At 35.3% G+C, this 13204-nt stretch carries 7 protein-coding genes; 1 reads left to right on the top strand and 6 read right to left on the bottom strand.

Translation table 11 applies throughout. The annotated features are described in order from the left end of the window. Positions 1-2 precede the first annotated feature (2 nt). The 3 genes from ABD859_RS23030 to ABD859_RS23020 all read right to left on the bottom strand — a co-directional run bounded on the left by ABD859_RS23030 (position 3) and on the right by ABD859_RS23020 (position 4892). Complete coding sequence (locus ABD859_RS23030; protein WP_345147147.1) at positions 3-3287, bottom strand: SusC/RagA family TonB-linked outer membrane protein; 3285 nt, start codon at positions 3285-3287, stop codon at positions 3-5. A gap of 73 nt (positions 3288-3360) precedes the next feature. Further along, positions 3361-4284 (bottom strand): FecR family protein, encoded by a 924-nt coding sequence (locus ABD859_RS23025; RefSeq protein WP_345147146.1) that lies wholly within the window; start codon positions 4282-4284, stop codon positions 3361-3363. Between the two features lie 83 nt (positions 4285-4367). Continuing rightward, complete coding sequence (locus ABD859_RS23020) at positions 4368-4892, bottom strand: RNA polymerase sigma-70 factor (RefSeq protein ID WP_345147145.1); 525 nt, start codon at positions 4890-4892, stop codon at positions 4368-4370. Positions 4893-5157: 265 nt separating this feature from the next. Here ABD859_RS23020 and ABD859_RS23015 point away from each other — a divergent pair, with 265 nt between their 5' ends. Continuing rightward, positions 5158-6216 (top strand): phosphatidylinositol-specific phospholipase C1-like protein, encoded by a 1059-nt coding sequence (locus ABD859_RS23015; RefSeq protein WP_345147144.1) that lies wholly within the window; start codon positions 5158-5160, stop codon positions 6214-6216. 167 nt (positions 6217-6383) lie between these two features. Here ABD859_RS23015 and ABD859_RS23010 read toward each other — a convergent pair whose 3' ends face one another. From ABD859_RS23010 to ABD859_RS23000, 3 genes are all read right to left on the bottom strand, one after another. Then, on the bottom strand, positions 6384-8315 hold the full coding sequence (locus tag ABD859_RS23010; protein ID WP_345147143.1) for a metallophosphoesterase: 1932 nt from the start codon (positions 8313-8315) through the stop codon (positions 6384-6386). A 214-nt stretch (positions 8316-8529) separates the two neighbouring features. Beyond that, a complete protein-coding gene (locus ABD859_RS23005) occupies positions 8530-11403 on the bottom strand; it encodes a carbohydrate-binding protein (RefSeq protein ID WP_345147142.1) in 2874 nt (957 codons plus the stop codon). A 151-nt stretch (positions 11404-11554) separates the two neighbouring features. Next, complete coding sequence (locus ABD859_RS23000) at positions 11555-13192, bottom strand: glycosyl hydrolase family 18 protein (protein ID WP_345147141.1); 1638 nt, start codon at positions 13190-13192, stop codon at positions 11555-11557. Positions 13193-13204: the final 12 nt, after the last annotated feature.

The following is a 13204-nucleotide window of genomic DNA, read 5'->3' as shown; positions in this document are numbered from 1 at the left end:
ATTTATAATTTTAAAGTTGCTCCAAAACTGAATGTTCTAGAAGTTGGATAAGCAGCATAATCAATACCAATAGACTGGTTTCCTCCGTTTGGCTTCGGGCTGTTAATTAATGGATCAAATCCTGAATAATGTGTAATTGTAATTAGATTATTTCCTGTTACATAAAGTGTTAATCCGTTTAACCAGTTTACTCCTTTTAAGTCTAAATTATAACCTATACGAGCTGTATTTAATCGGATGAAATCAGATTTTTCTAAGAAAAGTGTCGATAAAATTGGAGAGTTTGCAGGGTTTGCTCCAGACTCATAATATCCTGTTGCTACGTTACGATCTGATGCTAAGTTGTTAATATTTAAAGCATTTAAACCTGTGTTATTTAATAAATATCCGCCAGTCTGCCCAATAATTGAGAATGAAAAACTCAGGTTTTTATATCGCATATCACTATTAATACCGTAGTAAAAAGTTGGCAGTGCACCTTCAATAATAACTCTGTCGCTGTTATCGATTTTACCGTCTCCGTTTTGATCTTTAAAAACGTTTGCTCCATTTTGATCAAAACCAATATGTTGTAATAAGTAGAAAGATCCTGCAGAATAACCGCTTCTGTAAATATTAGCATTTACTCCTGATTGTCCGGGACCAGAAATAGTTCCTGTTAAGATTTCTGAAACCGGAAGGTCTTCAATTTTATTGTTTAACGTTGCTCCGTTTACATCAACATTCCAGCTGAAATTTTTAGTATCAATTAATTTTGAACCTAACATAAACTCAAAACCTTTATTGATAATTTTTCCCTGATTAATATTTGTCCATACTGTTGGTGTTGGGCTCAACGGAGGCGAAGGAATATTTAAGATCGCATCTGTAGTTGTTTTGTTGAAATAATCAAGAGTTCCGTACAATTTATCATTCCATAAACTAAAATCTAAACCAAGGTTTGCCTGCGTTACAACCTCCCATTTTAAATCAGGATTTGGTGTTCTAACTACAGAAACCCCGTTTACTAAATTTAAATCATCGTACAAGTAATATCCATCTGCACCAGATAAAGAATAACTTGCTTTTGTAATCTTGTTTTCAACTTCCTGATTTCCGGTTTGTCCCCAGCTTGCTCTTAATTTTAAATTGTTTAAAGCTGTTACGTTTTCTAAGAAACTTTCTTTAGAAATGTTCCAACCTAAAGCAAATGAAGGAAAATAACCGTATTTGTTATTATCTCCAAAACGAGTAGAACCGTCAGCTCTCATCGAGGCAGTCAATAAATATTTATCGTTAAAAGTATAATTTAACCTTCCAAAATAAGACTGTAATTCGTTTTCCTGAGCATACCCAGAAAGCACAGGAAGAATACCTTTAAATCCGGGATTGATTTCTGGTTTTACACCAACTCCTTTTTCTGTAATACCTTCAATACTGAAACTTGTTCCTGATCTTTCAAATTTTTGATAAGAGAAACCACCCAAAGCCTCAATTTTATGTTTGTCTAATGTTACATTGTATGTTAAATAATGCTCGATTAATGAGTTTTTTGAATCAAGATTATTTTGAACATATTTACCTATTTTACTAATATCTGTAACGTTTGGATAGATTGTTGTGTTTCTTTCTGATGTAGAACGGTCAATACCAATATTTAATTTATATTCTAATCCGTTAACTATTCTAAAAGAAGTTTCTAAGTTTCCTAAAACTCTCAATGTACGCGTTTGATCTTCATAAATACTTAATAAATAAGCAGGGTTATAATGCGCGTTCATATTAAAGTTGGTGTAATTTCCATTAGCATCAAATACAGAACGAGTTGGGTTTGCCATTAAAGTATGTACGATTAACTGCCCGTTAGAACCGCCGTCGTCACTTGTAGGAACACCGTCGTCTGTTGTCTGGCTGGCTGTAAGGTTTAATTTTAATTTTAAACGTTTGTTGTCTAAAAATGATTCAGAAGCATTAAGTCTTCCTGAAAGACGTTTGAAATTACTGTTACGAATAATACCTTCTTGATCCATTTGAGCAACAGATGCGTAGTAATTTCCTGATTCTGTTTGTTTTGCAAAAGACAAAGCATTATTTTTTGTAATAGCCGATCTGAAAATTACATCCTGCCAGTCAGTATTTCCTCCGTGATCAAATGATTTATCTTTAATAGCATTTCTATATTCGCCTGCGTTTAAAACATCTAATTTATGAGCGACAGTAGAAACTCCCATATAAGAATCTAATGTTAATGTTCCCTCGCCTTTCGATCCTTTTTTGGTTGTAACCAAAACAACTCCGTTAGACCCTCTTGCTCCATAAATTGCGGCCGCAGATGCATCTTTAAGAACTGTAATCGATTCGATATCACTTGTATTTAAAAAGTTTAATGGATTTTTTGCAGATGAAGATCCAAATCCAACATTACTTCCCGTTGGGCTTACATCATCATTCGACAATGGCATACCGTCAACAACAAATAATGGCGTACTTCCGCTTCTAATAGATCCTACACCACGAATGGTAACATTTACTCCTGCTCCGGGTTCACCACTTGTACTCACAACACGAACACCGGCTACTTTTCCCTGCATTAAATTATCTACAGAAACGTTTACACCTTGTTTAAAATTTGCTGCTTCTAATTGTGTAACTGCTCCGGTAACATCTTTCTTTGATTGTTTACCATAACCTACAACTAAAACCTCATTTAATTCTGATGTACTTGGCTCTAACTGAATGGTCATAAAACCAGCCTGTGCAGGAAGTGTTTTGCTTTTGTAACCTACGTATGAAATTTCGATCGTTTTTCCTTCGCCGACAGAAAGTTCAAAAACACCGTCAAAATCAGTAACTGCAGAGTTTGTAGTACCGCTTTCAAGTACTGTTGCTCCAGGAATTGGCACTTTGTTTTCGTCTACAATTTTTCCTTTTACTTTAATTTTGTCAGCTGCTTTTGCATGAATAACTTTAGCAGCGGCAGTTTTTTGAATTAAAACTAATTTTCCATTAATGTTATAGTTAAAACTGGCTTTTTTAGAAAGATCACTTAAAATTTCTGTAACTGATTCTCCTGTAAAATTTACAGTATATGCTGTATTATCAGCAATTACAGCTTGTCCGTAGCTGAATTTATAATCTGTCTGCTGGCTTAATTTTGAAAAAATAGAAACCAGAGTTGCTTTTTCTATTTTATTTTCTATTTTTGATTTTTTTAAAATAGTTTTACTAAAACCACTCTCAATGGTTAGTAACGCTAGTACTAAAAAGATAAAACTCTTTAGATTTAAATAAGAAGGTTTAAAATACATGATTTAAGTTATTGTTTTTTTATCGATACTTAATTATTAATGGCAGTTGTTCTCAGCAGCTGCTTTTTTGTTTTTAATCCACTTTTACTGTTTCGCCATAAACTTTGAATTTTAGGTTGGTGATATAATTTATTTGTTCTAAAACATTCTCTAATGCTGCGTCTTTTTTAATGAATACCGTTAACGGCACCGCTAATACCTGTTCATTATCGTACTGAAATGAAACACCGTATTTATATTGTAAAATTGTAATAACCTGTTTAAGTGTAGTCTGGTTTAAGGTAACATCTGTATTGTACCAATTGACTAAAAATGATTTATCTGCAAGCTGTTTGGTAAGTTTTTGTGATTCAAAAAGAGCTTCTTCATTTGGAATTAAATCAACACTTTGCCCTTTTGAACTAACATTTACTTTTCCGGTAACGACAATTACTTCACATTTTGTTTTCGACATTTGAATGTGAAATGAAGTTCCTACAACTCTCGTTTTGATTTCGCCGGAAGTAATAATAAAAGGATGCTTTTTGTCTTTAGCGATTTCAAAAAAGGCATTTCCTTTTAAAAGCACTACTTTTCTTTGATCGCCGTTAAATTTTTCAGGATACTGAAATAATGAGTTTGCTGCCAGATAAATTTTCGAGCCGTCACTTAATTTGATAGATTTGGGGATATCTGACGTTTTAAATGATAATTGCTTCTCGTTTGCAGTTATTGGTTTGTAAAAAAATGCCAAACCGGCAAGAAAAAGAATACTGGCAGCTGCCATATATTTTATATAAGGATTGATGGTTTTCTTTTTTACAATTCGAAGCTGAATTCCATCGTATATATTTTTAGAAACCTCATCAGAATTTCCCATCAATGCCTGATCCCATTTTGCATTTTGGTATTCGCTTAAAGCAAAATTCTGTAATAAATTTTCTTCTGCCTGCGAAGTTTTATTTCTTGAACTTTTATCAATTAAATATTCTAAACTATGTTTAATTCTTTTTATCATAATACTTATTGTTACCTATAAGTACCCAAAAAGAAAAATCGTACTATCTGTAAATATTATGAAAACATCAACAGAAAGTTATCTTAAAAATTTTGTTTAAAAAAGATAATCGGTGCCAGCCAGGCCAGATCTTTCAAGCCTTCGCGCAATTGTTTTAATGCCGATGAAATTTGATTTTTTACCGTTTGTTTTGAAATTCCAAGTTCGTCTGCAATCTGATCGATTGACATATCCTGAAATTTATACATTAGTAAAACCTCTTTTCTTTTCTCCGGAAGTTTATCAAGTAACGAATACAATAAATCCGTTACTTCTGGATCAATAGTCGAAAAATTGTCGATTATGTAATCTTCGAATTTGTCTTCCATAATCGTCTTATCAAAACGATTATTCTGGTAATGTTTAAAAATCTGATTTTTTACTGCTCTGAACAAATAAGGTTCTACAGCGTTAATATTTAAATCATCTTTTCGTTCCCATAAATCGATAAATACATCCTGAACTATGTTCTGTGCCAAATCTTTATCCTGAGTCATCGTATAGGAAAAGGCATTGAGTTTCTGCCAGTAATCAGTATACGTTTTTTCAAAAATTTCAGGATTCTTCATTGGTAATTTGGGTAACATTAAGTAGTGTAAAATAATAAAATGTTCAACCAATGCTTTTTGCCTGAAAGTTATCTTTAAATTAAATAATAAATGTTTTTGATGTAGAAATACTACTATTTTGAACAGAAAATGACAATAGTTTTTCGATTTCTTTTCGTTTAGCTAACACAAAAAATAAATCGTAATTTTACTTTAGTATTACTCTAAAAAAGCAATTCTCTTTTGCTGCGCAATCTTAATTCACACATTCAAATTTCATTAAATCATGAAACAAATTTTGTTTGCATTATTTTTTGCCGGGATACAAGTAGGCCACGCACAAAATGATAATCTAAAAATCAACCAAATACAAGTTATCGGTTCGCACAACAGTTACCGCCACGCTATCGAAAAAGATTTATACAATCTGATTCAGGCAAAAGATACCACTCGTTCGCTAAAGGGTTTACAATACACCCATATTGGCATTACAGAACAATTAAACAAAGGATTACGAAATCTGGAAATTGACATTTTTGCTGACGCTAAAGGCGGAAAATACGCTCACCCAAAAGGTTTAGATGTTGTAAAACCAGAAGAAGCGTATGATCCTGACGGTTTAATGAAAAAACCGGGTTTTAAGGTTTTCCACATGCCTGATATTGATTTTAGAACCTCGTGTTATACTTTCGAAATCTGTCTTCAGGAATTAAAAAAATGGTCTGATGCCAATCCTGATCACATTCCGGTTTTTATTACGCTGGAACCAAAAGACGGCGATGCTAATTTCTTCGGCACCAAACCGGAAGATTTTACCGCTGCCGTTTTTGATGAAATGGATAAAGTAATCCATAAAAATCTTGGAAAAGATAAATTAATTACGCCCGACATGGTTCGAGGAAAATACAAAACACTTGAAGAAGCAGTTTTGAATAATAACTGGCCAACGCTGAAAAATGCAAAAGGAAAGTTCTTGTTTTTGTTAGATAACAACGGCGCAAAAAGAGATTTGTACGCATTAAATCATCCGTCCTTAAAAGGACGCGCCGTTTTTATAAATGCCGAACCAGGAAAACCGGAAGCTGCGTGGTTATTTAGAAATAACTCTGAAGATCCACAGATTGAAGATTTGGTTAAAAAAGGCTATATTATAAGAACCAGAGCCGATTCTGACACCAAAGAAGCCCGTGCCAATGATTATTCGCATTTTGAAGCCGCAAAGAAATCAGGTGCTCAAATTATTACAACTGATTATTATCTGCCGAGTACTTTTTTTAATTCTCCTTATCAAATTAAATATGATGACGGGACTTATGTGAGAGTTAATCCGGTTAACGGTTTTTAGTTTTAACCGCAAGGCACGCAAAGTTTTTTTAATCTCGCAAAGACGCGAAGACGCAAAGTTTTTAATATTCTTTGCGTCTTCGCGTCTTTGCGAGCAATTTAAAAAATAAAAAAACTTTGTGTGCCTTGCGTAAACCTCAGCGATCTTTGCGGTTAAACCTGAAAACTTTATTTCAAATCCTTAACTTCCCCATTCTTCAAATCAACTGTAAAATGATCTGCCGGAACTTCGTGCATGAATTTATTGAAGATTATCAGGAATAATTTCATTTGTTTTTGCAGTGGTGTATCTTTTGAAAAATTGGCTTTAGAACCTTCTAAAAACAAATTTGAAAGGATTTTATATTCTTTTGCTCTTTGAATGCCAACATCTGCAAGAGCCAGTTCATCGGCACTTCTAAAACGGTAAAAATCGATTAAAAGATCATTTCCTGTCCAGTTGAAATCTTCTTTTTTAAGATTGTTCCGCGTTAAAATTTGTTCCGATTCTGTTTCGGCTTCATTCCATTCTTTTTGAAACTGTGATTTATTTTTCAGAATAAAATCAAAATCCTTATCTGATTTTATATTCGACAGAACCAATAAATCTTTCGCAGAAACATTCAGAATAAAATCTTTAAAAGCAGACGGCCAGTCGTCTTTTAGAAAGCGAAGACGAACTAATTCTTTTAAATGGAAATCAGTAAAATCATGATAACTTTTGGTTTTCAAAATATCGATATTCCAAATATCTTTATCATTTTGGCTTTCCAGAAACTGATATTCCATTTTATACAAATCAAAAAGTTCGTCAAATCCCGGAACGTTATTGATCGTTATGGTTTGAATATCTATAAGATTATCTTTTTTAATCGTTAGCAACTTATAAGCCGGAATATAAGCCGCCAGCGAAGGCGTCTGAATATTAACTAAAGTATTGCCTTTTTGTGTGGTACGAACTCCTGTATCGTTAATGTGCATGTGTCCGCCAAAGTGGATTTTTAAACCTGCATCGGCAAAAACCTGCGCAACTTCTTCAACAGGAACACGGTTTAACTGCCATTTGTTTGGTCCTAAAAGTTCTTTTATTTCTGAAGAAGCATCGTCATTAAAATCAATCATAGGAAAGTGACTGAAAGCAACGAGAGTTTTTCCTCTAAGTTTTGCTTCCGCCGAAATATCCTGAACCCATTTTATAAGATGTTTTTTGTTGGAAAGTACATTATTATATCCTGTGCTGGCTTCAGAATAATTTTTAGAATCTTTAGGATCACCGTCAGTTTTCTTCGGAATATAAACATTCCCGTCGATTGCCATAAGCCATAATCCGTCGATTGGCTCTACAACATAACTTACGTCCGGAACTTCAAAACCGGGTGCAACATTGTAAACCCTGTTGGTTAATTGTGAAGCTTCGACAGCTTTTTTGTAATTGTAAGTTTGTGAATTGTAAGTACTGAAAGGAGTTGCCCAGAACTTGTACTTTTTATTGGGATAAAAACCAAAATCTTTAAGGTCATTTGTTATGCCTAAATAACCCATTTTAGCAATATCGGCTGTTACTACAACTGGCTGTTCGATATTCATGTTAGGCTTATACATGCCGTCTTTGCTAAAAATGGGTTGGCTTTTTCCTTCTTTACCTAAAAAATCTTCTTTACCCGATTCTTGTGCAAATGGTCCAACCGGATCATGATTTCCGGTAGTTATAAAAAATTCAATACCATATTTTTTCTGATACTGATCTAAAATCTTCTTCAATCCGCGCACGTGTATCGGCTGTCCGTCATCTGTATAATCGCCAGGAAGTGCCACGTATTTTATCTTTCTTTTAGCAATATCTTCCAGCGCTGCGATGAAGGCAAAATAATTTTCATTGAAAATTCTCGTCGAATGCAACTGCGAGGCCATCGTTCTTATTAACGCATATTTTCCGGTTTTGGTATTCAAAACACCTTTAAAATCATTATCAGATAACGTGCCAAACAAATCCTGAAGGTGCACATCTGATAAAAAAGCAACCTGAACACCGTTTAAATTCTTGTTTTTTTGGGCATAAATTGTATTGTTGAAAAAAATAAAAAAAGATAATATATAGAGTGGAGTATATTTTGAATTCATTGGGCATAAAGCTTTTAATATGCAGCAATTTTATTGATTTAAAGCTAAAAGGAGTTTATGCCATTGTTATGGAATGATTGTTTTTTAACTACAAAAACGCTGCGTTTTTTCAAATAATTCATTAAAAAAGGCCGTCATCTCTGACAGCCTTTTCATTACATTAAAAACCAAAAAATTTAATGCATTAAAACCATTATGGCAAATGGGTTAATTTTTATTTCTTTATAAAACGTTTTATTGTTCTTTTACCTTCTTTTTCTAAAACCAGAAAATAAATTCCTTGTTTTAAATTCGAAACATTCAAACTGTTTTCTTCAGCTTTTTGAGATCCAATAATGGCTCCCTGAGAATCTATAATATTGATTTTTCCTCCTGTTACATTTGTTGTAAACGACAATACATCTGAAACCGGATTTGGATAAATATTTAAAATATTCTCTTCAGTTTGTTCTTCGGCAGAAATTGCTGAAACCGCTGCAGAAGGCGCTGCATTTCCAACTTTGGTAATTCTAATCCAGTTGATATTCATTCCGGTATTCTGAATATAGATTCCGAAATTGTATGTTCCTGCATTTACGTTTACAGTCTGTGTAACCGTCTGCCAGTTCTGCCATCCGCCAGTGTTTGGAATATCAACATTTCCTAAAATTATGGTACCGCCATTCAAATCAGATGATAATCTGCCACCAGAAGCACTTGCAACTCTGTATTCAATTAAATATGAACCTGTAGTTGGGAAATTAATATTATTATACGCCAGCCAGTCACCTGTTTCAGTATAACCTACATTAGAACCTCCGCCAGTATCTGTAGTTGGTTCTACCTGAATACCGCTCATTGCTGAGTAATCTTCTGCCTGAATTAAGGTGGATGTCTGCGATGTTGTAGTGGCAATCAGTTTCCACTGTCCGCAAGTCTGGTTGTTATTGTCCCATTGCTGTACAATCGCTCCAGAAGCTGTACTTGCGCCCGCAACCTCAACAATTCTGCCGCTATGACGTGCCACAATTTTATAGAATCCGTCTCCTGTAGAAACTAAGATAAACTGCTGATTTGTAGTTCCGTTATACGGATATTGTTCAACACGCGTACCATTTGCTTTATTGAATCCATTAACGTCCATTGACTGACCGCTGTGGTTGGCAATAATTTTATACATTCCGTCTCCTAAATGCGTAAACGTAAATTTCTGATTGTTTCCGGAAGTCAAACCACCCTGATTAATTCCGGCTCCGTTTGACATACTTGCCGACCAAACATCCATATACAAACCACTGTTTCTGTTTTGAAGGAAGAAAGTCTGGTTTCCTAAAGTTGTTGTTCCGTTTGCAATAACTCTAATAGAACTTACTTTATCATTCCATGTTGTGTTTAAACATGAATTATCAGAATTAATTACCGTTGAAGCTCCTGTAAAATTATCATCCTGATATAAAATTGCCTGATAACCCTGTGTGATTCTCAACGAAGAAATATCATCATTTAAAACTCCAAGTGAATTTAAACGAGCCAGATTGTAATCTCCAATTGTTAATCCGCCTGAGAATCCTGTGTAGTTACAGTCTTTATAAACTGTAATCACATCTGTAGAAGAAGCAATATTGCCTCCCGGAGGAATTGTTCCGGTAATTGAATAACTTCCGATAGAACCGTAAGCCGAATAACCGCCGCTTCCGGCATTTCCTGCTCCTGTTCCGTCAACTCCAATATAATATTTACCAGCTGCCAAATTAACATTCATAGAAGCATTTAAAGCAAATGGATCTGAATTCCAGTACGTTCCCATTTCTGCTCCTGCTGAATTATATAATCTGATTAGAAGGTGAAGATTTCCGTCTCTCGAAACTGTGTTGGCGTTTATAGAAACATTTCCTCCTCCAGTTGTAAAAGAGAAGAAATCATAATCAGCTTCGCTTGAAATGATTCCATTTTTTTGATTAATCTGTCCGCTTGCATTATAATCTAAAGTTGCTGCAGAAGCGATCGTATTTCCGTAATCATCTCCGCGGTAACCCACTCCAAATTTAGCGCTGGCAATAATGGCAACATCATCCTGTTTGTTGTTAGCATTATTGTATTCACCTTTACTCCATTGTACAACAGGTCTGTAGTAACCTGCTCCCATAATAGGCGCCCAAGAAGTTCCGTCTAAACCTAAGAAATAATCTTCGGCAGGGCTTGTGCGTCCGTCATGTCCAAGATCAAAAGTATGACCAACTTCGTGAGAAGAAGCATCACCACCTGATTTTCCAGATGTAATAAATACCCAGCAAGGCACATCATTATCCCAGTTAAAAGAACCTATGTAAGCTACCCCGCCCGCTCCCGGAGCCGCAGTATTGGTTGGCGTAACTACAACGCGCATTCTTCTGTTTTTTGGATAAGAATTAAAAACGGCTTCGTTTGTGGTAACGTTTACGTTAAACGGACGATAGTCTTCTGAAACTACTTCCCAATGCTGCTGTACCGCTGCATCGTTCATACCTGAAGCTGCCGCATTTATAGCGTTTCCGTTATTCCAAAGATTTCCTGCCGGCATATAATAACCGTCAAAATCGAGCATTATACAGCCTGCAGCTCCCGGCAGACTCTGCAGATTTAGTAAAGCCTGACCAATTTCCGGCGCAGCTGCAGTTTTACTTGCAGTATTGTCTTTTGTTGGTACATTTTTATAATCGATGCAGACTAAGGTATTAATGTCGACTTTTTCTACAAAAGCATTTCCCTGCATATCAGAAAAATATTTGTAGGCTTCTTTTGTTTTTTTTAGAATAATATGACCTTCTAATGATTTGTCTTTTACTCTGATGTAAAAAGATGATTCTGCGATGTTCTTAATTTCGCCGATTATAAACTCGCTTGCAGCATCTGATTCTTTGTAGTTTATTTTGGCATTAAAACTTTTAGAATTCGCCGCTTGTAATAAAAATGTTTTTTCTGCACTTTTTGAAGCTGTTGAATTGGTCAGTTCTTTCTTTAAAGTGCTCATAAAAGTCTTACTCGATCCTAATGAAGTCTGCGCAAATGCAAAGCTTCCAAAAATTAAAAATACGAGCAGACTCAGACTAAATCTGTAATTGTTTTTCATATAATTGGGGGTAAAAAGGGTTACGATATAAGCGATGAAATAGTAACCGCAAAGCACGCTAAGGCTTTACGCAAGGTTCGCAAAGATTTTAAAAGAATTTAAAAGCTTTGCGAACCTTGCGGTTTTTCTTTGCATCCTTGCGGTTAAAAACTTATTTTTTAATAAAGCGTCTCACGGTTTTAATTCCGTTTTTCTCTAATGAAATAAAATAGATACCGCTTTTTAAATTTGAAACATCAATGCTGTTGTTGTTTACTGTTTGTGATGAAACAGTTGCACCGCCTTCAGAATTGATAACGCTTACGTCTGCTCCGGAAACTTCTGAACTAAAGAAAATAGTTTCTTGTGTTGGATTTGGATAAATTGTAACGCTTGCAATATCCGAAGGAGTTTCTGCCGGAGCAGCTGATTTTGCCGCTAAACCAGAAGCGGCTTTTGTGATTCTAAACCAGTTGATATTAAATCCTGTGTTCTGAACATATATTCCGAAGTTATATGTTCCGGCATTTACGTTTACAGTTTGCGTAATTGTCTGCCAGTTTTGCCATCCTCCAGTATTTGGCACATTTATCGCTCCAAGCTGAATCGTTCCTGCATTTAGGTCAGATGATAATCTTCCGCCTGTAACGGCACTTGCCACACGGTATTCAATTACATAATTTCCAGAAGTTGGGAAATTAACATTGTAATACGCCATCCAGTCTCCTGTATCGCAGTAACCTACATTTAAACCTCCGCCAGTATCTGTTGTTGGTTCAGTTTGTACACCACTCATCGTATTGTAATTTTCTGCCTGAATTAAAGTTCCGGTTCCTGTTGGAGGATTGCTTCCTTTTACAACCTGATCGATAGCAGTAAGCAATGATTTTGAACCTGTTGCATCCTGAGATAATTCCCAGATCATAACTCCGGCTGCGTTTTGAATTGCAAAAGTTGTTTTTTGTTTAATAGTTGGGATTCCGTTATAATAAATCGTATTTGCAACCTGATCCTGATTTTCTGCTCCCGGATATTGCGCTACGATATTTGCATACGAAATTCCCTGATTTGCAGAAGCTCCAAATCCGTAACCATAAAACGGAACTCCAATAACTGCTTTACTTGCCGGTAATCCGCGTCCTGTCCAGTAATTAAACTGATTTACGGCCATGCTGTACGGAGAGTGTTGTCCAGGATTTCCCGGTGCCCAAGGTCCAGTTGCATCATACGCCATGATATTAATCCAGTCATAAGCTGCAAAAGTAGATGAAGGTACATTTGCACCACCATATCCTTCTGAAAGCGCTGCTGTAATTAATTTTCCATTAGCATGAAGCTTATTGGCCAAAGCAATAACAAATCCGCCGTAATCGCCGTTAATGGCCGGACCCTCTAAATCTACATCGACACCGTCAAAATTATGTGCTACTACATAATCGTAGATTTTCTGAACAAAAGCTGTTCTGTTTGCAGGGGTTATTAAGTTGAAATAATTGTCGCGAATGGCTCCGCCTTCAGAAATTGCTCCTCCTCCAAGAGAAACAAAAACTTTTACATTATTAGCATGTGCAGTATTGATAATAGCATTATTTCCTGAATTAAAACTCAGGTAACCATTAGCATCCGGATTTTCAAACGCAATATTAATGTGCGTTAATTTACTGTACTGAATGGTACTCGCAAAGGAGTTTAAATCAACCCAGTTAGGAACGTACGCGATTACTTTTTTCTGAGCAACCGAATAATTAAAAATACCCAATACTAAAATGAGAATCCATTTTGCCGACATTCTTTTGTAATTGTCTTTCATAATAATTGTTTT

The organism is Flavobacterium ginsengiterrae, from assembly GCF_039539785.1.
GTDB lineage: Bacteria > Bacteroidota > Bacteroidia > Flavobacteriales > Flavobacteriaceae > Flavobacterium > Flavobacterium ginsengiterrae.
This window is presented reverse-complemented; position numbering and strand designations above follow the sequence as displayed.

Coding starts and splice junctions, on each gene's coding strand:
- ABD859_RS23030 (WP_345147147.1), bottom strand. CDS start 3,287: ATGTATTTTAAACCTTCTTATTTAAATCTAAAGAGTTTTATCTTTTTA.
- ABD859_RS23025 (WP_345147146.1), bottom strand. CDS start 4,284: ATGATAAAAAGAATTAAACATAGTTTAGAATATTTAATTGATAAAAGT.
- ABD859_RS23020 (WP_345147145.1), bottom strand. CDS start 4,892: ATGAAGAATCCTGAAATTTTTGAAAAAACGTATACTGATTACTGGCAG.
- ABD859_RS23015 (WP_345147144.1), top strand. CDS start 5,158: ATGAAACAAATTTTGTTTGCATTATTTTTTGCCGGGATACAAGTAGGC.
- ABD859_RS23010 (WP_345147143.1), bottom strand. CDS start 8,315: ATGAATTCAAAATATACTCCACTCTATATATTATCTTTTTTTATTTTT.
- ABD859_RS23005 (WP_345147142.1), bottom strand. CDS start 11,403: ATGAAAAACAATTACAGATTTAGTCTGAGTCTGCTCGTATTTTTAATT.
- ABD859_RS23000 (WP_345147141.1), bottom strand. CDS start 13,192: ATGAAAGACAATTACAAAAGAATGTCGGCAAAATGGATTCTCATTTTA.